We start from the raw sequence: 20,276 nt of genomic DNA, 5'->3' as shown, positions 1-20,276 counted from the left end.
AGCACACAGCCCTACGATCCCCCACCCGCGGTGCCTGAATTCACCGGGGCCAACTCGTCTTCCCGGCAGCGCCACCCGTCGGCGGCCTTCACGAACGCAAAGGTGCGCTGGATCCTGAGGCGGCGCGTGACGTTGAAGGCGTCTGCGGAGCGCTCCTTGTTGCTGACGCCAGGCTGCGGACGACCCGTTGTGGCGTTCCAGCAGGTGCCCGTGCACGTCGTGGCGATCTTGCTACAGGTGGCGAAGGGCGCCAGCACGGCCATCTCGATCTCGCCCGTGACCTGCGCCTCCTGCTCGCCCACCTGGCTGTCGAGTGCGTAGACGCGGTTGATGCGGAGGAAGTTGCCGCAGGAATTGGCCGCGTGGATTCGCGCGGCGCAGAAGTCGACGGCATCGGTGTCGGGCGCCCGGGCTGCGACCTGCCGGCCGAACACCTTCTTCGGATCGCCTTTCGCCGCGCCAATCTCGTCGGCCTTGTGCTTCAGATAGCCGGCGAGACAGTCCTCCGCGGACTCGAGCTCCCCGAGCGGCACATTCTCCTTGCCGACCAGATTGCATTTGCGATCGCGCTCCCGCGTCCACCGGCCATATTCGGCGAAGGCAAAGCGGGCCGCGGTCGGATCGAGCTTGCCGATCAGGCCGAGAACCTGGCTGTTCAACTCGGTCTCGGCAAGCGCCAGCGACGGGTCTGCGCAGATCAGCGCGCCCGCGGCGGTGTTGGCTGCGAGACAGTCGAAATCCGGATCGCGCACGATCGCGGCGCGCTCATCGGTCACCTTCAGAAGACATGCCTTCACCCGGTCAAAATCGTCGGTGCGGATCGCGGTCTGGCCGACGATGCCGCAGCCGAGATTGCGCTGGCGAATCCAGATCGCGTTCTCCTCGATCCCGGGCAGGCGATCGGGCAGGCGGGCAAGCCGCGCCTCGATTCCCGTGCTCAGCTTCTCGGCGGCGGCGGCAAGCTCGGCATCACCGCAGAACAATTGATTGCCGGGATCGCGGATCTGCTGGCAGTTGTTCCTGGCGAACAGCGGCAGCCTGTCGGCGACGGAGCGGACAGTCGGGCTGGATTGCGCGAAGCCTGGAGCCGCCGGCAAGGCCAGCAGCGCAAGCAAAGTCAGCACGATGAACCGCATTCCAGTCGCCCCCGCATAGCCGCGGCCATGCTAGCGTCCGGGATCGCACTGTGGAATGGGTTTGTGGGTAAGCGCGCATTGTGCTGGTAGCCCGGATGGAGCGCAGCGCAATCCGGGATTCGTGCGGCAGGCGGCAGCGGCCCCGGATTGCGCGGAGCCCGTCATCGGGCGGCGCTGTGCGCCGACCCGGTGGCTCCATCCCGGCTACAAGAAAATCAACGCGCCTCGGCGGCGACCATCGAGAACCGCACGGGTTCGTCGACATATTTCAGCACGGCCGACCGGTAGAGGACGAACAACGGCTGGTAGCTCCGCGCAGCGTCGTCCTCGACCATTGCCATGCGGCGGTTGTCGAGCATCAGCCAGTGGCCGTCGAGCCGTGCAGCGGCAACCGTATGCTCTTCGCCGGCGCGGATGTCGCGCACGACGACGATGCGGAGATCTTCGGCGGCGACGCCCGCAAGCTTAAGGGCGGCGAGCTTGGCAATGGCATAGTCCTCGCAATCCCCGGCGCCACGCGCGAAAGTCGCGAGCGGCGAGCTCCAGACGTCCTCAGAACCGTCATCGGCGGCACGGATGGCGAGGTTGATGGCGCGATTGGTTTCGCCCAGCAGAGCGCGGCCGTCACGGCTGCGGGCCTGGTCGACGATGGCGAGCAGTTTCAGCGCAGCAGGCGACGCGCAATTGTCCCGGTCGCCGTCGCACAGCGCGAGCTGCACCATGTCATCGTCGAGCCTGGACCTCAGCGCGAGCCATTTCTGTTGCAGGCTGCCGGCGGAGATAGCGAAGGCGAACACGCCGAACGGCTCGGCAGATTTGCGCACGAGGACGCCGGCCCCCGGCGACAGTAGCGTTCCAGCGCGAAGCTCGGCGGCCGATCCGAGCAGGATCAATCCGCACAGCACAACGATTACGCGCCAAGCGCGCGAGCGAGCAGCGGTCTCCATCTGACATCCCCTTCCGGCTTCGCCAGGTCCCCCTCGACCTGCACGTGCCGGGCTTTGTTGCTTTCGGGGAGATAGTGCGAGGCGGCCGGTTTTGTTCTGCTTAACGCGCCCGGCTGGGGTCCCAAAACCGGGCAACAGGCTGAAACGGGCCTGCTCAAATTGCGTAAAATTTTACGATTCGCCGGCTAGGAGGGCGGCAGTTGCCGCGAAGAACGACCAATTGCAGTCACAAGTTGTCGTGGAACTGATTCTGCACCTTATGGCTAACGGCTCGCTATTTCACAGCTTCTGTTAGTTGGATCACAGATTTGGCCCCGTATTTGCCGCAGGGTGGTGCGGGGATCCACGAACAAAAGATGACATAAGTATCTATTGTATGATTTCTACAATAGAATACATGGGGTTACTGGAAATGCGCGAAAATAAGCGCTACTTTACTTATGAGTATTTCAAAAATTACTTTGGCTTCTCTGCGGACGCCCAGCCGCCTGAGAGCATCGACCGCTTGGTGATGCCAAATCACACAAGCAATAGGTGGTTTCGCTAAGGACTTGGTAATGATATGCAAGTTTAGGCGAGCGATACTTACTTAGATTTTAACTCCCTTTTTTGGTGCCCGGATTGAATTACGCTGGCAAATTTGACGCCGCGATTTCCTTGGACGGCTTGGGTTCCCGATCGCCCGCCGATGGCCATGTCGATTCCTTTACCGCCAAGGCGCACGGTCACGTGCCTGATGGCGCGTTCGTCGTTCCCGACCCGAATCTGATCTTCAACGGCGATTTCAAGCGCGCCGGCCTCGACCTCGTGCTGTCCCATGATGGGCACGATTTCGTCGTTCACGATTATTTCAGGGGCGACAAGCGCGCGGCGATCGCCTCGCCCGACGGCGCGCACCTCACCGGCGACGTCGTCAACGCACTCACCGGCCATGTGCAATATGCGCAGGCCGCCTCCGGCATTGCAGCCGCCCAGGTCATCGGCCACGTCACCAAGCTTTCCGGCAGCGCGACCGCGGTCCGTAACGGCGTCTCCGTCATCCTGAACAACGGCGACAATGTCGAGAAGGGCGACGTGGTCTCGACCGGCGGCGACTCGACGCTCGGCATCACGTTCATCGACGGCACGGTGTTCGGCCTGTCCTCCAATGCGCGGATGGTGCTGAACGAGATGGTCTACGACCCCAACGGGTCGAACAATTCCTCGCTGCTCAGTCTGGTCGCGGGCACCATCACCTTCGTCGCCGGCGAGACCGCCAAGCACGGCGACATGAAGGTCGACACGCCGGTCGCCACCATGGGCATCCGCGGCACGGCGGTGCTGAGCCAGATCAACTTCGTCGTTCCCGCCGGCGGCGGCGATCCGCAGCCGCAGGCGAGCTTCCAGGTGCTGGTCGAGCCGAACGGCACGACGGGCTCCTACATCCTGTTCGACAAGGTCACGCTGCTGCCGATCGCCACGGTCAACCAGGCCGGCCAGATGATCCAGATCAGCGGCGGCAACGTCTCGATCTCCAATGCCCTGATGTCGCCGGACATCCAGAAGCTGATCACGGACGTGTTCACGCTGAAGTTCACGGACAACAACAGCAACACCAAGCTGACCCAGAACTTCACCGACTCGATCACGCAGACCGGCAACATTGTCTTCATCAAGACGGATACCGGTGCCACCGCGACCGCGACCTTCACGCATCTCACTGAGCCGACATCGCCGGGGCCCGGCCATGATCCGGCGACCAGCACCCGCATTCCCGGCCCGCCCCTTGCGCGCAGTCTTGATCTCAACGGCAATGTGCAGAAGGCGTTCGCGCTGACCGAGCGCGCGGATACGACCGGCGACACGACGCATTCCGACACGATCTCCGGCCTGATCACCTTCGACGACCAGAACCTGGGCGACCGGCCGACTGTGAGCATGAGCGTCGCCGACGCGCCCAACTACGTCTACAAGGACGCCGGGCTGCACGATGTCACCGGATCGCTCACCGCGCTCCAGAAGCAGGACATTGCTGCGACGCTGATCAACATCGACGTGGTCGCCAATGGCGGCAACACCAACCACGGCTCGGCGGTCTGGACCTACACGATTCCCGACCACGTCTTCGACTTTCTCGCGGCGGGTGAGACGCTGACGCTGACCTACAAGGTCCGCGTCAACAATAATTTCTCGGTCAATGCCGAAGCGTCGACCATCGACATCACCATCACGATCACCGGCACCAACGACAAGCCGGTGATCACCACCAGCGTTCCGGTCATCGTCTTCGAAGGCGGCACCAGCGTGCCGGGTGGCCCGCTCACCAGCGAGGTGCCGACTTCGGGCACGCTGACCTTCAATGATGTCGACCTCACCGACACCCACACGGTCGCTGTCAAGCTGACCAGCGCGACCCTGCCTGATGGTACCGTTCCGCCGGGCCCGCTAGCTGCGTTCCAGAGCGCGATGTCGGTCGCGATCGCGGCGGGCGCCGATAGCACCGGGGACGGCACCGGCACCATCAACTGGTCGCTGGCCGACCTGCCGGTCTATCTCGCCGACTTCATCCCCAAGGGTGAGGTGCTGACGCTGGTCTACACCGTGACGCTCAGGGACGCGCAAGGCGCCACCTCGCAGCAGACCATCACCGTCACGATCACCGGCACCGACGCTCCCGCCGTGGTGTGGATCGCGACCGACCATGCCGGCGCGCCCTCCGGCGGCTTCTGGAAGGACGCGGCCAACTGGGAAACCGGCACGGTCCCGACCATCAATGACGACGTCATCGTCATCACGGATCAATTGCACGGGCTGACGCCGTCCTATCCGGTGACGATCGACGCGGCTGCTTATGCCAAGTCGATCACGATGAACGACTACGACACCACGGTCGGCCACACGGCACCGGAAGTCATCAACAAGAGTGCGTTGATGATTGCGGGCGAGGTTAGCCTCAAGGCCGATTCGAAGCTCACCAATTTCACGGCCAGCACGATCTCGGTTGGTGGCAAGGCTGAGTTCCTGGACAGTAGCGTCCTCACCAACGCCGGCTACCTGACGCTCAAGGGCGGCGGCGATTTCGCCAAGAGCACCACGATCACCAATTCCGGCACGATCGAGCTGTTCGGCGGCACGCTGACGACGTTGGCCGGAATTGACAATGCCGGTGGCACGCTGAAGGCCGATGCCGGCACGACGCTGATCGTCGACACCGCGACGGTCGATGGCGGCACCGTGACCATTCTGGGCACGTTGGAGCTCGACGGCACCAGCGTCCTCAAAGGCGGCACGCTGAACAATTCAGGAGCGGTCAACGTCAAGGGCACCGCGGAGTTCGCCCACGAGACCGTCGCAAACACGTCCGGCGGCACAATCAAGGTGCTGGCGAATGGCTGGCTGACGATCGACCAGGGCTCGACCGTTGCCAATACCGGCAACGTCACGATCGATGCCGCTGGCAAGCTGACAGTGAACGGGGCCACGATTAGCGGCACCGGTACGGTTACGGGCAACGGCGAGATCGACCTGACCGGCGCTGCGGTGCTGAGCGGCGGCATCCTGAACAACAATGCGGCCTTCAAGGTCAGCGGCACCGGCAATGCGCTGGACCACGAGACGGTCACGAATGCGAGCACCGGCACGATCGAAGTGCTGGCGAACGGCGCGCTGACGATCGACCAGGGCTCGACGGTTGCGAATGCCGGCAACGTCACGGTGGACGCCACCGGCAAGCTGACGGTCAATGGCGCCACAATCAATGGTGCCGGCACTGTCACGGACAACGGCGAGATCGACCTGACCGGCGCTGCGGTGCTAAGCGGCGGCATCCTGGACAACAATGCGGCCTTCAAGGTCAGCGGCGCCGGCAACGCGCTGGACCACGAGACGATCACGAATGCGAGCACCGGCACGATCGAAGTGCTGGCGAACGGCGCGCTGACGATCGACCAGGGCTCGACGGTTGCGAATGCCGGCAACGTCACGGTGGACGCCACCGGCAAGCTGACGGTGAACGGGGCCACGATCAGCGGCACCGGTACGGTTACGGGCAGCGGCGAGATCGACCTGACCGGCGCTGCGGTGCTGAGCGGCGGCATCCTGAACAACAACGCGGCCTTCAAGGTCAGCGGCACCGGCAATGCGCTCGACCACGAGACGGTCACGAACGCGAGCACCGGCACGATCGAAGTGCTGGCGAACGGCGCGCTGACGATCGACCAGGGTTCAACCGTCGCCAACACCGGCAACGTCACGGTCGATGCCACCGGCAAGCTGACGGTGAACGGGGCTACGATCAGCGGCACCGGTACGGTTACGGGCAGCGGCGAGATCGACCTGACCGGCGCTGCGGTGCTGAGCGGCGGCATCCTGAACAACAACGCGGCCTTTAAGGTCAGCGGCACCGGCAATGCGCTCGAGCACGAGACGGTCACGAATGCGAGCACCGGCACGATCGAAGTGTTGGCGAACGGCGCGCTGACGATCGACCAGGGCTCGACGGTTGCGAATGCCGGCAACGTCACGATCGATGCCAACGGCAAGCTGACAGTGAACGGCGCGACGATCAGCGGGGGTACGATCGACGGTCCCGGCACGATCGACGTCACCGGCGCCAGCAAGATCGATGGCGGCGCGACGCTGAGCAGCTCTGCCGTGACGGTTGAGAGCGGCGTCATACTGACGCTGGATGACGTGACTGTTGCGGGCACCGCAATAGCCAATCATGGCACGGTCAAGGTCGATGCAAGCAGCAAGCTGACATTGAACGGTGCAAGCCTGACTGGCGGTGCGCTCATTGTTTCGGGTACGCTGAATTCGACCGGCACAACTGCGATTACCGACGCCAACATCTCGAACAACTATCTGATCGAGGCAACTCTCGGCGCGTTGACGCTGCTGGCGACGAGCTCCGCAACCTCGATCGCGAATGACGGCATCCTCCGGGCCAATGGCGCCGAGCTCGACATCAACGGCGAAGCCATCGCAAACACCGGCACGTTGGCGGCGATCAATCACGGGACACTGAAGCTGATCGGCATGACGGTGACCGACACCGGCAGCGGTCATGTCTCGGTCGAGTCCGGCTCGACACTCGATCTCCAGGGCGCGACCATCGTTGGCGGTACGGTGACGATTGCCGGTACGCTGGAATCGACCGGCACCAGTGCCATCAACAACGCAGACATCACCAACACCGGCACGATCACGGTGACCAGCGGCACGCTGACGATTGATCCCGCCATCCTCCACACCCTCACCAACCACAATCTGATTCAGGCGAATGGTGGTGAACTCGATATTTCCGGTGACCTGATCGTCAACTCCGCCGATATCAAGGCGGTCCACGGCGGCACGCTGAAGCTTGCGACCGTCATCGTCACCAATTCCGGCGGGACGATCACGGTCGACGCAAGTTCCAAGCTCTATCTGACCGACGTCTCGATCAACGGCGGCAGCCTGAGCAATGCCGGCAATCTCTACGGCGTATCCGGCTCCAGCACCGTTTCGGCGATGGTCACGAACACCGGCACCATCGAGGTGCAGGCCGGCACGCTCAACCTCGCCGGCGGCCTCAGCGGTGTCGGCTCGGTCATCATCGACGACGGCGCGACGCTCGAACTCGCCGGGGCGACGGCGCAGACCATTGCCTTTGCCGGCGGCGCCGATACGCTCCAGCTCGACAAGGTGGCGGGCCAGAGCTTCACCGGCACCATTGCCGGTCAGTCGACGAAAGCCGGCACGTTCACGATCAAGGGCGCGGCCGATATCACGACATCGAGCGGCGATGCGCTCGACTTCACCGCATCGGGCGGCACATCTGCAGCGCCCGCCAACATCGTTCTCACGCCCACCGGTGCGCTGACGGGCGCGGCCAACGGCGTCGCGGTCACTCAGAACGGTACCGGCGATATCTCGTTCACGGCGACCGGCGACATCAAGGGCCTCGCTGGCCACGGCATCTGGCTGCGCGACAGCGCGACCGGCGCTGGCGATATCACTGTCAACAATCTCACCGGCAAGGCGACCGGCACCGGCGCGAATTCGGTCGGCGTTCTTGTCGAGAATTTGAACAGCGCCAGCGCCGGCGGCATCTCGATCACCCAGCTCGGCGGCGCTGTTGGTGGCGCATACGGAATCGACGCGACCACGCAGGGCGACGGCGACATTGCCATTGACGCCGGCGGTACCATCACCGGCAGCTCCGTCTACGGTATCCGTGCGCGCAGCTACGGCAGTGGCAGCGAGACCGTCACGACCGAGGCCGGCAGCGTCGTCACGTCGGGCAGTTCGGCCATCATCGCGGTCAATCGAGCAGATTCGATCGACGCGTCGGACGGCAGCACCATCACCGTCACGACCTACGGCACGATCAATTCCGGCAGCAGCCTAAACCAGAGCGGTAACACGCCGGCGGGCATCCAGGCCGGTTACACCGGTGCCACGACCGGATCGACCGCCAATACCAACGTTAACGGCACCGTCACCATCAGCAATCACGCCAACATCAACGCCGCGGCGGGCTATGGTATCGACGCCTACAATTACGGCAATGGCGACGTCAGGGTGACCAGCTTCGCCGGCACCACGATTTCGGTCTCCGGGACCCAAAGCGTCGGTATCAACGCCTCGGCATTGAGCGGCGGCACTGGCCACGTGACGGTCACGCTTGGCGCAAATGTTACGATCTCGGGTGCGACGAGCTACGGCATCAGGGCTTACAGCATCGATGCGGGCGACGTCAGCGTTACCATGGCGAACGGCGACAGCATCACGTCTGGCAGCACCGGCATCGTGGCGGTCAACTACGCCACTGCGATCGCTGATGGCGTCGGCAGCACGATCTCGGTCGAGGCCCATGGCACGATCCACTCCGGCTCGACCTCGAATAACGACGGCACCACTCCCGGCGGGATCATCGCCGGCTATAAGCCCGGCGGGGCCGGAACGTTCTCGAATGCAGTCAAGGGCGACGTCACCGTCACGAGCGATGCAACGATTATCGCCGATGCGGGCTACGGCATCGAGGCGTTCACCTGGGGTGTCGGCAACCTCACAGTCACGACCGGGGCGACCTCCTCGATTACGGCCGCCGGTACCGCTATCGGCGCCTTCGATCACGGTGGCGGCGACGTCAGCGTCACCAATAATGGCTCCGCTACCGGCGCAGTAGGCGTGTCTGCCGTCGCCAACGGCAGCGGCGACGTCACTATCGTCAATCACGGTGGTATCACCAGCACGAGCCTCGCCGGCATCAGCGTGACGCAGAACGAAGTGGGCGCGACAGGCTCGACCCATATCACCAATACCGGATCGATCGTGGCCCCGAGCGCCCATGCGGCGATCTTCATCCAGGAGAACGCGACCGGCACCGCGCAGATCGATAATTCCACCACCGGAACGATAGGACCTGCCCTCGCCTCGACCGTGACCGCCGCGACCTACGCCATCGTCGAGACCGGCGGCGCCATCACGATCAACAATGCCGGCCACATCAACGGCAATATCTCGGTTGCTACCGCGACGTTCAACAACGAGTCCGGCGGCACCTGGACGGTCGCCGGCTCGGGCGTCTTCGGCAACGCGTCGTCCATCGTCAACCACGGTGCCATCGACCTGCATGGCGCGTCGATCTCCGGGACCGGGCTGAGCGTCGAGAATTACGCGACCATCGACAGCTGGGGCACAGCGTCGATCACGGGTACCATCGCCAATGCCGGCAGCATCGAGGTCCATGACGGGGCGCTGACGCTGTTCGGCTCGGTGTCGGGCTCGGGCTCGGGCTCGGTCACCGTCGACGCCGGCGCGTTGCTGAAGCTCGAGGGCACGGTGACGGCCACGCAAACGATCACGCTCGACGGCGACGGCGCCCATCTTCAGATCGATGCGTCGACCTTCGGCGGATCGATCGCGGCGTTGTCCGCGCACGATACGATCGATCTGTCGAGCATTGTTTATGACGACGGCACGTCGGCGACCTATAACGCCGCGACGGGCGAGCTCGTCGTGAGCGACGCCCACAATCATACGATTACGCTGAAACTCGCCCCCGGCGTCGACTACAGCAATTATCATTTCGCCGGCAGCGACGACGGCCATGGCGGCACGCTGATCACGATCAGTCCGAATGACGACAAGCCGCTGTTCGATACGGCAACGGCAACGCTGACCGCGACGGTCTCGGAACGCGAGAGCACCACCGGCTCTTCGGCACTCGACCCCACGCCCACTGCCGCGACCGGCTCGATCGATTTCAAGGACGTCGACCTGACCGACCGACCGACCGCGGAGATCACGAGCCAATCCGTAACCTGGCTCGACACCGACGGCACGACTCCATTGACGCTGACGGGCCAGGAAGCTGCGCTCGAACACGCCCTGACCCTTCTGCCGCAGACCGGCAAGAACAACGGCACGGCCACCTGGAGCTATTCGATCGCCGACGGCGCGTTGGATTTCCTCGGCGAGAACCAGAGCGCCAAGGTAGTCTCCACCGTCACCCTTGATGACCACCAGGGCAATACCGCCACAACCGACGTCACGATCACGATCACGGGCAAGAACGATGCACCCGCGATCACGGCGGAAACGAACGACCATTCCGGCGCGGACCTGCTCGAGACGAATACGCAACTGGTGAAGCATGGTACGCTGACGGTTTCGGATGCCGATACTACCGATCACGTGACGGTCGCGGTCGGTCATCTCGATATCTATTTGGACGATGTGCTCCAGACCGGCTATGTCGGCGAGCCCTCGAGCGCGACGCTGCTCAACTATCTGGCCGTGCAGCCCGGGGACATTCTCAATGGCTCCGCCACCCACGCCACGTTTACGTGGGACTTCAATTCAGGCAGCGAGGCCTTCGACTTCCTTGCCGCCGGCCACACGCTGTCGCTGCAGTACACGATCGTGCCCAACGACGGCCACACGCCGACCGGAGCCGGTAACGGCGTGATCGCCATCAACATCGCCGGCAGCAACGATGCACCGACTCTGGATGACGCGACGCTGGCCTCGGTCAGTGGAGATAACAGCGATCCAGCTGGCTCCACAGTCAGCCATCTCTTTGCCGGCAAGTTCCACGACGCCGACGACGGCGCGAGCTTCCAGGCCATCGCGGTTAGCGCGGATAGTGCCACCTCGGATCAGGGCGTCTGGCAGTACGAGCTCGTCGGCACCGATCAATGGGTTGATGTCGGGGCGGTCAGCAACACGAGTGCGCTGGTGCTGAGCACGGATACGCTGATCAGGTTCGTGCCGGCCGATGGCTTCACCGGGACGCCGGATGCGTTGGGCGTGCATGCCCTCGACGACACCTATATCGGTGCAATCACCGATTCCTCGTCGCCCGCGACGATCGATCTTACGGCGACGGGCACCGGCGGCACGACGCCTGTCTCGCACGACCTCACCACTATCGATACGAAAGTGACGGCGCCCCCCGCCAGCGGCCCTGTCATCAACACCGATCACTTCCAGGTCTGGCACACCAACGAGCCGAATACCGACTCCATCACCGGTCTCTCGGTCGTTGATACCGATTCCGGTGCCGCGACGGACGACTTCAAGATGACGGCCGTAACCGGGCAAGATCCGGACAGTAGCGTCGATCCGGCGACCGCTTGCGGCAACCTCGACGATATCAACTCGGTCCTCGCCGACGGCGTCACCTACAGTCCAGGAGCCACCCCGCCCGCGACTGACCAGATCACACTGACGGTGACGGACAAGACCACGGGCCTGTTCGACACCGTCAATTTCATCTTCGTCGAAGGTGCCGACGGCCAGGGCATCACCCTGTCAGGTGCAGCCGGCAAGGACGTCATCTTCGCGAGCGAGTCGAGTGACACGCTCGTCGGCGGCGGCGCCAAGGACCAATTCGTGTTCGCGCCGACGTCGTCGCTGGATCCGGTCCTGCACACCGTGAACGATTTCGAGATCAACCTCGACAAGATTGACCTGCGACAGTTCGGCAGCATCACGTCGTGGACGCAGGTATCCGGGCTCGCAGAGCAGCAGGGCGCCGATACCCTGCTCAATCTCGATACCAACGACAAGATCCTCCTGAAAAACACGATTGCCGGCAATCTCCACGCCGGCGACTTCATTCTCCATGTGAGCTAGACGGCCCGTCGGGCAATCGGCTCTCAATTCGCTTTGACCGCGGCGAAAAATCCCCGTCCTTTGCCGTCAAAGCAGTGGCCATTTGCGCTATGGCGATCCAAGATCGGGCCGAAGCGGGTTTGCAGGAAGTCCGATCCGAATGAAACGTCTCAAGATCCTGCGGCGGTGGTTTGCGCGGAAGTTGGGGTTTGCGCGGCTGATGTGCCTTGCGCTGCTGGTCGTGTTTGCCGGCGCTCGCCTCTGGGATCCGCCGCCGATCCAGGAACTGCGGCTGCGCACCTTCGACATGTTTCAGTTGATCGATCCGCGCCACAAGGCGGCGCGGCCGGTTACGATCGTCGACATCGACGACAAGAGCCTCGCCAAGCTCGGCCAATGGCCGTGGCCGCGGACGCGGATCGCCGACCTGATCCAGAACCTCACCAGTCACGGCGCGGTCGCAATCGGCTTCGACGTGGTGTTCTCGGAGGCTGATCGGCTCAATCCGGATCTGGTCGCGAGCCAGATGCGTTACCTCGACGATGCCACCCGCGCCAAGCTGCGCGAGCTGCCGAGCAACGACCAGATCCTCTCCGAAGCGATCAAGCGCTCGCGCGTGATCCTGGGCGAGACCGGGCAGCGGGCGATTTCGTCCGAGGTCGACAAGTCGCTGCCCTTTACCGGCGTCGCGACGGTCGGCGAGGAGGGTGCTGAGCGCTTCCTGTTCGAATTTCCCGGGCTGTTGCGCAACGTGCCAGAGATCGAGAAGGTCGCGGCCGGCCGCGGCCTGTTCTCGATCAAGACCGAGCGCGACGGCCTGATCCGGCGCGTACCGATGATCATGCGCGCCCAGGGCATGGTCATGCCCTCGCTCAGCCTCGAGATTTTGCGCGTCGTCACGGGCACGCCGACCTTGCTGGTTCGGACCGACAAGACTGGCGTGCGGGCCGTGCGTCTCAAGGGCGTGGAGATCCCTACCGACAGGAACGGTCAGCTCTGGGTGCATTACGCCCGCCAGGATCCCTCGATCTACGTCTCGGCCGCCGACGTGCTCGACAACACCGTGCCGCCGAACAAGATCGCCGGCAAGCTGGTGCTGATCGGCACCTCCGCTGTTGGGCTCAACGACATCAAGACCACGCCGGTGTCCTCGACCATGCCCGGCGTCGAGATCCACGCCCAGGTGCTGGAGAGCGTGTTGAGCGGCGCGGTGATCTCCCAGCCGAACTACGCACTCGGCGTCGAGCTGCTCGCAGCTCTTGTCATCGGCCTGCTCGTCATCATCTTCACGCCGAACCTTGGACCGGTCCGTCTCGTGCTTGCCGGCGCGACCTTCGCCGCGATCCTGATCGGAGTATCCTGGTTCTTCTATGCGCAGCACCGCTATCTCATCGACTTCACCTATCCGCTGCTGTCGACCACCGCGATCTATCTGACGCTGATCTTTGCCAGCTTCGTGCGCGAGCAGCGGCAGCGCGTGCAGATCCGCGGCATGTTCGCGCAATACATGTCGCCGGTGCTGGTCGAGCAGCTCGCGCAGTCACCGGAAAAGCTCGTCCTCGGCGGCGAGGAGCGCGAGATGACGATCATGTTCTCCGACGTGCGGGGCTTCACCACCATCTCGGAAACCTACAAGCACGATCCGCAGGGCCTGATCGCGCTGATGAACCGTTTCCTGACTCCGCTGACCGACGTGATCATCGATCAGAAGGGCTATATCGACAAATATATGGGCGACGCCATCATGGCGTTCTGGAACGCGCCGCTCGACGATGCCGAGCACGAGGTCAACGCCTGTGAGGCCGCGATCCAGATGCTGGAGAGGATCGACGCCGTTAATAAGGAGCGCGAGCAGGAAGCCGTCGATGGCGGCCACGTCTACATCCCGCTCAACGTCGGTATCGGTCTCAACACCGGCATCGGCGTCGTCGGCAACATGGGCTCCGACCTGAAGAAGAACTATTCGGTGCTCGGCGACAGCGTCAACCTGGCGTCGCGCCTGGAAGGCCAGTCGAAGGAGTACGGCTTTCCCATCATCGTTGGCTCCCGGACCGCGCTCGCCGCCAAGGACAAGTTCGCGATTCTCGAGCTCGACTTCATCATGGTCAAGGGCAAGACTGAGCCGGAAGTGATCTACGCGATCGCCGGCCGCGCGGACGTGATGCATTCGGGCGCGTTCCAGCGCCTGCGCAACGTCACCATCGAAATGCTCGCCTGCTATCGCAGCCGCGACTGGCATGGCGCGCTGGACGCGATCGAACGCGGCCGCAGGAGCGAGGATGCCGACACGCTGGAAAAGCTGTTCAAGCTCTACGAAGTGCGCATCAAGGAATTCCAGGTCAACCCGCCGCCGGAAGGCTGGACCGGGGCCTATGCACTGCTGACGAAGTAGCGGAGCAGATGCGCAGTTTGAACGTAACCACACTCTCGCTGTCGTCCTGGCGAAAGCCAGGACCCATTACCCCAGGGAGAAGTTGTTATGGCGAGCGGCCAACCACCAATCTTCGCCAAACGAAATTCGGTGGCTATGGGTCCTGGCTTTCGCCAGGACGACAGTGGTGTTTGCGGACGCTGAGCGTTGAGCCGCAACCCTCACTCCGCCCCGATCGTCGTGAGGTCCTGGAACCAGTGCTGCGCCTGCACGAACTGCTTGACCTTGGGCGACAGCGCATGCGGGTTGGTGTCGTGCACCACCCACACCAGCGTGGCGTCGTCGACGATCAGCGCGTGCGCCTGCGCCAGCAGCTCGTCCTGCTTGGTGCTGTCGAAGGTCTGCTTGGCCTCGTCGATCAGCGCGTCGACCTTCGGATTCTTGTAGCCACCCCAGTTGACGCCGACCGGCGCGATCTGGCTCGAATGGAAGAAGCGGACGATGGCGTAGAGCGGGTCGGAAGTGACGTAGGCGATGTTGTTGGCGGTGATGCCGGCGTTCATCTCGTCGGCCGCGCCCTTGCGCCAATGCGTGTAGAGGGTCTCGAGCTCGACGACCTTGAAATCGATGTCGATGCCGATCTCCTTGAAGCTCTGCTGCAAGAATTCGTTCATCGGCAGCGACAGCATCTGGCCGGTGCCGCCCTGCGCGATGATGAAGGTCGCCTTCAGCGGCTTCGCCTTGGAGTAGCCGGCTTCCTCGACCAGCTTCTTCGCCGCGGCGACATCGTATTTCAGCTCGAAGCTCGGCTTGCCGAACCACGGGCTCGATGGATCGACCTGTCCCTTGGCGGGTTTTGCGAGGCCGTTCATCAGGCCCACCACGGCTTCACGATCGATCGCGAGGTTCAGCGCCTTGCGCAGACGGATGTCGGTCCAGGGCGAACCCGGCAGCACGCTCAGATGATAATTCCAGACATGCGGCGTGACGTTGTCGACGAGCTTCATGCCGGCGGCCTTGAGCTGCGGCACGGCATCCGGCGCCGGCGTCTCGATCAGATCGACTTGTCCGGCGAGCAGCGCATTGGTGCGCGTCAGCGCTTCCGGCATCGGCACCAGCACGAGCTTGTCGACCTTGGGAATGCGCTTCTTGTTCCAGTAATCCGGATTCTTCGTGAGCTCGGCGAGCTCGCGCGGCACCAGTTTGGTCAATTTGAAAGGACCGGTCCCCGAAGGCTGGCTCGCGAACTTGTCCCAATCCTTGCCGAGCTTTTCGTACTGCGTCGGGCTCGAGACCAGGAACCACAACATCTGATAGGGAAAGAAGGAATCGACCGTCTTGGTGGTGATCTCCACCGTGGAGTCGTCGATCTTGGCGTAGCTCGCGACCGAAGGCAGGCGGGTCTTGACCTGCGCACTCTGGCGCTTGTCGAATTGCGGCGCCTTGTCGTTGAGCACCTTGTCCAGATTCCAGATCACGGCATCGGCGTTGAACTCGCTGCCGTCGTGAAACTTCACGCCCTTGCGCAAGGTGAAGCGCCATTTGGTCTTGTTCTCGTCATCGACTTTCCACTCGGTGGCCAGTCCCGGCACCAGCTTTCCCGGGCGGTCGGCGACGTCCATCTCCCACGCCACGAGCGGATCGTAGATGGTGTAGGCCGTGAACTGATAGGCGCCGGCGCCTCGATCGGGCTGGCCGGTCGTCAGCGGGATGTCCGCCATCGAGATGCCGTAGCGCAGCACCGTCTCGGCGCCCGCGGGAATCGCGGACAACGCCAGTGCAAGCACGGCGAAACAGGTCGATAGTCGGATACGCATGGGCCAAAGCTCCAGGGAAGGCTTCAAGGACAATCGGAGCCAAACCTGCAATCTTGATGCCAGAATAGGCAGCGAGGTGCTTTTACCGAGGCGTCATCACAAGGACTTGTCGTCGCAGGGGCAATTTGCAGAATAAGTTTCCCCATTGGCATAGGCATTGCATACGATTGCATCAAAATTAGTCATCGAAGCCGGAAAAGGATTGAGTCAATGCTTATCAATAAGAACAAGACCCGCGCGGCGCTGATCGCGTTGCTGGCGCTCAGTAGCGCGGCTGCGTGGCCGCGCGCGGCCGGTGCCGAAACCGTGCTGCGCATCGCCATGACCGCTGCCGATATTCCGCGCACGTTGGGCCAGCCCGATCAGGGTTTTGAAGGCAACCGCTTCACCGGCCTCACCATGTATGACGCGCTCACCGGCTGGGATCTGTCCTCGGCCGACAAGGCGAGCGTGGTGATCCCCGGCCTTGCCAGCGAGTGGAAGGTCGACGATGCCGACAAGACCAAATGGACTTTCAAGCTACGCCCCGGCGTCACCTTCCATGACGGCTCGCCGTTCAACGCGGACGCCGTGGTGTGGAACGTCGAGAAGGTGCTGAAGCAGGATGCGCCGCAATTCGACGCCAGCCAGGTCGGCGTCACGGCCTCACGCATGCCGACGCTGGCGTCGGCGAAGAAGATCGACGACATGACGGTCGAGCTCACCACCAAGGAGCCCGACAGCTTTTTGCCGATCAACCTCACCAATCTCTTCATGGCGAGCCCGGCGAAGTGGCAGCATTTCTACGAAAAGGCGGAAGGCGCTGACGCCAAGGCCAAGTCGCAGGCCGCATGGACCGCGTTCGCCAAGGACGCCGCGGGCACCGGCCCGTGGAAGATGGCCGCGTTCACCCCGCGCGAGCGGCTCGAGCTGGTCAAGAATGCGAGCTACTGGAACAAGGACCGCGTGCCCAAGGTCGACAAAATGGTGCTCCTGCCGATGCCGGAGGCGAACGCGCGCACCGCGGCGCTGCTCTCCGGGCAGGTCGATTGGGTCGAGGCACCGGCGCCGGACGCGTTGCCCGAATTAAAGCAGCGCGGTTTCAAGCTCTACGCCAACGAGCAGCCGCATGTTTGGCCGTGGCAGTTCTCGCGCGTCGAGGGCTCGCCATGGAACGACATCCGCGTGCGTAAGGCCGCAAACCTCTGCGTCGATCGCGAGGGCCTCAAGGACGGCCTGCTCGCGGGGCTGATGGTGCCGGCGACCGGCACGTTCGAGCCCGGCCATCCCTGGCGCGGCAAGCCGACCTTCGAGATCAAGTACGACAAGGCTGCTGCGCAGAAGCTGATGCAGGAGGCAGGATTCGGCCCGAACAAGAAGCTGACGGTGAAGACCCAGACCTCGGCGTCCGGCTCGGGCCAGATGCAGCCGCTGCCGATGAATGAATATCTCCAGCAGGCGCTGGCCGAATGCTATTTCGACGTGCAGCTCGATGTCATCGAGTGGAATACGCTGTTCACCAATTGGCGCCGCGGCGCCAAGGATCCCAGCGCCAACGGCTCGAACGCGACCAACGTCACCTACGCGGCGATGGATCCGTTCTTCGCGCTGGTGCGTTTCCTGCAATCGGGCATGGCCCCGCCGGTCTCGAACAATTGGGGTTTCATCAACAATCCCAAATTCGACGAGCTCGTGAAGAAGGCACGGCAGACCTTCGATCCCGCCGCGCGTGACGCCGCGCTCGCCGAACTGCACGCGGCCTCCGTCGACGACGCAGCCTTCCTCTATGTCGCCCACGACGTCGGCCCCCGTGCCATCAGCCCGAAGGTGACAGGCGTCGTGCAGCCGAAGAGCTGGTTCATCGACTTCTCGCTCGTGTCGATGCAGTAGTTCGCTCGGTTTGCTCAGTGCCCTCTCCCCTTGCGGGAGAGGGTGGCTTCGCGGATAGCGAAGCCGGGTGAGGGATCTCTCTCCGCGAATGCGGACCTCTCAACCGACGCAGTATCATCCGCGGAAACAACCCCTCATCCGGCGCTTCGCGCCACCTTCTCTCGCAAGGAGAGAAGGAAGAAAGAACTGCAGTGCTCGCCTATATCGCCAGACGCATCGTCTATGTCGTCCCGATCGTCATCAGCGTCGCGCTGGTGTGTTTTCTGCTCGTGCACATCACGCCGGGCGATCCGCTGGTGGCCGTGTTGCCGGCCGACGCCTCGCAGGAGCTCGCCGCGCAGCTTCGTACCGCCTACGGTTTCGACCGCCCGCTGCCGGTGCAGTTCGGGCTTTGGCTGCTCCGCGCGCTTCATGGCGATCTCGGCAATTCCATCGCGACCGGCCGCCCGGTGCTGGCCGAAGTCATGCGTGCGGTCAGCAACACAGTCACGCTGGCGATTGCTGCCGCCATCATCGGCTTCACCATGGGCATCCTGCTCGGCCTGATCGCCGGCTATTTCCGAGAGACCTGGATCGACAAGCTGGCGACGTCGTTTGCCATCGCCGGCGTCTCGGTGCCGCATTACTGGCTTGGCATGGTGCTCGTCATCATCTTCTCGGTCCAGCTGAACTGGCTGCCCGCCGTCGGCGCCGGACCCGGCGGCTCGGCCGCCTGGGCCTGGGACTGGGCGCATTTGCAATATCTCGTGCTGCCGGCGATCACGACCTCGGTGATCCCGATGGGCATCGTCACCCGCACGGTGCGGGCGCTGACCGGCGACATTCTCAGCCAGGACTTCGTCGAGGCGCTGCGTGCAAAAGGCCTGCATGAGCGCGGCGTGTTCCGCCACGTCATCAAGAACGCCGCACCCACCGCGCTCGCGGTGATGGGACTTCAGCTCGGTTACATGCTCGGCGGCTCGATCCTGATCGAGACCGTGTTCTCCTGGCCGGGCTCGGGCTTCCTGCTCAACTCGGCGATCTTCCAGCGCGACCTGCCGCTGCTGCAGGGCACGATCCTGATCCTGGCGCTGTTCTTCGTCTTCCTCAATCTGCTGGTCGACATCGCGCAAGCCGCGATCGACCCGCGCATCAAGCGGGGCTAGCCGATGAGCGAGCTTCCGTTGTCTGTCACAAGCGACGCCGCACTTCAGTCCGCGCCCGCGACCAAGGCGCGCGGCTATTGGGCGACCGTCGGCCGTCGTATCCGGCGCGACAAGGTCAGCATGGTCTGCGCGCTGGTGCTGCTGCTGATCTTCCTGTCCGCGATCGTTGCGCCGTGGCTCGGTCTGGAAGATCCCTACAAGGGCTCGATGATCCGGCGCCTGCGCCACATCGGCACATCAGGCTACCCGCTCGGCACCGACGAGCTCGGCCGCGACATGCTGGCGCGGCTGATCTATGGCGGCCGGTTGTCGCTTCTCATCGGCATTTTGCCGGTGATCCTCGCCTTCTGCATCGGTACGTCGCTCGGCCTCGTTGCCGGCTATGTCGGCGGCAAGCTCAACACCGCGATCATGCGCACGATCGATGTGTTCTATGCCTTTCCGTCCGTGTTGCTGGCGATCGCGATCTCGGGCGCTCTGGGCGCGGGCATCCTCAATTCCATCGTGTCGTTGACCGTCGTGTTCGTGCCGCAGATCACCCGTGTCGCCGAAAGCGTCACGACGGGCGTGCGCAACATGGACTTCGTCGATGCCGCGCGCGCCTCGGGCGCGGGACCGTTCACCATCATGCGCGTGCACATTCTCGGCAATGTGCTCGGATCGATCTTCGTCTACGCGACCAGCCTGATCTCGGTCTCGATGATCCTTGCGGCGGGCCTGTCCTTCCTTGGCCTCGGCACCAAACCGCCGGAGCCGGAATGGGGCCTGATGTTGAATACCTTGCGGACCGCGATCTATGTCAATCCCTGGGTCGCCGCGCTCCCCGGTGCGATGATCTTCGCGGTCTCGATCTGCTTCAACCTGCTCTCGGACGGCCTGCGCAGCGCCATGGACATCAGGAACTAGCC

The 20,276-nt window shown here is 63.5% G+C and carries 8 protein-coding genes; 5 read left to right on the top strand and 3 right to left on the bottom strand.

Annotated features, from left to right (window positions below; translation table 11 throughout):
- Positions 1–11: 11 nt before the first annotated feature.
- Both AC0L3J_RS30375 and AC0L3J_RS30370 read right to left on the bottom strand, forming a co-directional pair.
- Complete coding sequence (locus AC0L3J_RS30375) at positions 12–1,136, bottom strand: lysozyme inhibitor LprI family protein (RefSeq protein ID WP_473349476.1); 1,125 nt, start codon at positions 1,134–1,136, stop codon at positions 12–14.
- A gap of 215 nt (positions 1,137–1,351) precedes the next feature.
- Positions 1,352–2,083 carry a transglutaminase-like cysteine peptidase gene (locus tag AC0L3J_RS30370; RefSeq protein WP_473349475.1) on the bottom strand — a complete coding sequence of 244 codons (732 nt, stop codon included), beginning with the start codon at positions 2,081–2,083 and terminating at the stop codon, positions 1,352–1,354.
- Positions 2,084–2,749: 666 nt separating this feature from the next.
- On the opposite strand from AC0L3J_RS30370, the gene AC0L3J_RS30365 reads away from it, so the two are divergent.
- Both AC0L3J_RS30365 and AC0L3J_RS30360 read left to right on the top strand, forming a co-directional pair.
- Entirely contained in the window at positions 2,750–12,187 is a 9,438-nt protein-coding gene (locus tag AC0L3J_RS30365) for a VCBS domain-containing protein (RefSeq protein ID WP_473349474.1), read from the top strand.
- Between the two features lie 139 nt (positions 12,188–12,326).
- The gene (locus AC0L3J_RS30360; RefSeq protein WP_473349473.1) at positions 12,327–14,558 is read left to right on the top strand and encodes a CHASE2 domain-containing protein; all 2,232 of its coding nucleotides are present in this window, start codon (positions 12,327–12,329) and stop codon (positions 14,556–14,558) included.
- A gap of 200 nt (positions 14,559–14,758) precedes the next feature.
- Here the strand turns inward: AC0L3J_RS30360 and AC0L3J_RS30355 are convergent, their stop codons facing one another.
- A complete protein-coding gene (locus AC0L3J_RS30355; RefSeq protein WP_473349472.1) occupies positions 14,759–16,354 on the bottom strand; it encodes an ABC transporter substrate-binding protein in 1,596 nt (531 codons plus the stop codon).
- Between the two features lie 210 nt (positions 16,355–16,564).
- On the opposite strand from AC0L3J_RS30355, the gene AC0L3J_RS30350 reads away from it, so the two are divergent.
- From AC0L3J_RS30350 to AC0L3J_RS30340, 3 genes are all read left to right on the top strand, one after another.
- A complete protein-coding gene (locus AC0L3J_RS30350) occupies positions 16,565–18,223 on the top strand; it encodes an ABC transporter substrate-binding protein (RefSeq protein WP_473349471.1) in 1,659 nt (552 codons plus the stop codon).
- Between the two features lie 191 nt (positions 18,224–18,414).
- Positions 18,415–19,368, top strand: a complete 954-nt coding sequence (locus tag AC0L3J_RS30345; RefSeq protein WP_007599552.1) for an ABC transporter permease — start codon at positions 18,415–18,417, stop codon at positions 19,366–19,368.
- 3 nt (positions 19,369–19,371) lie between these two features.
- The gene (locus tag AC0L3J_RS30340; protein WP_027570091.1) at positions 19,372–20,274 is read left to right on the top strand and encodes an ABC transporter permease; all 903 of its coding nucleotides are present in this window, start codon (positions 19,372–19,374) and stop codon (positions 20,272–20,274) included.
- The last annotated feature ends 2 nt before the right edge of the window (positions 20,275–20,276 follow it).

The organism is Bradyrhizobium sp. Kon37, from assembly GCF_055807535.1.
This window is presented reverse-complemented; position numbering and strand designations above follow the sequence as displayed.

Bases quoted from the DNA above. Each gene is read 5' to 3' on its own strand.
- AC0L3J_RS30355 (WP_473349472.1), bottom strand. From the start codon at position 16,354: ATGCGTATCCGACTATCGACCTGTTTCGCCGTGCTTGCACTGGCGTTG.
- AC0L3J_RS30375 (WP_473349476.1), bottom strand. From the start codon at position 1,136: ATGCGGTTCATCGTGCTGACTTTGCTTGCGCTGCTGGCCTTGCCGGCG.
- AC0L3J_RS30340 (WP_027570091.1), top strand. From the start codon at position 19,372: ATGAGCGAGCTTCCGTTGTCTGTCACAAGCGACGCCGCACTTCAGTCC.
- AC0L3J_RS30350 (WP_473349471.1), top strand. From the start codon at position 16,565: ATGCTTATCAATAAGAACAAGACCCGCGCGGCGCTGATCGCGTTGCTG.
- AC0L3J_RS30370 (WP_473349475.1), bottom strand. From the start codon at position 2,083: ATGGAGACCGCTGCTCGCTCGCGCGCTTGGCGCGTAATCGTTGTGCTG.
- AC0L3J_RS30360 (WP_473349473.1), top strand. From the start codon at position 12,327: ATGAAACGTCTCAAGATCCTGCGGCGGTGGTTTGCGCGGAAGTTGGGG.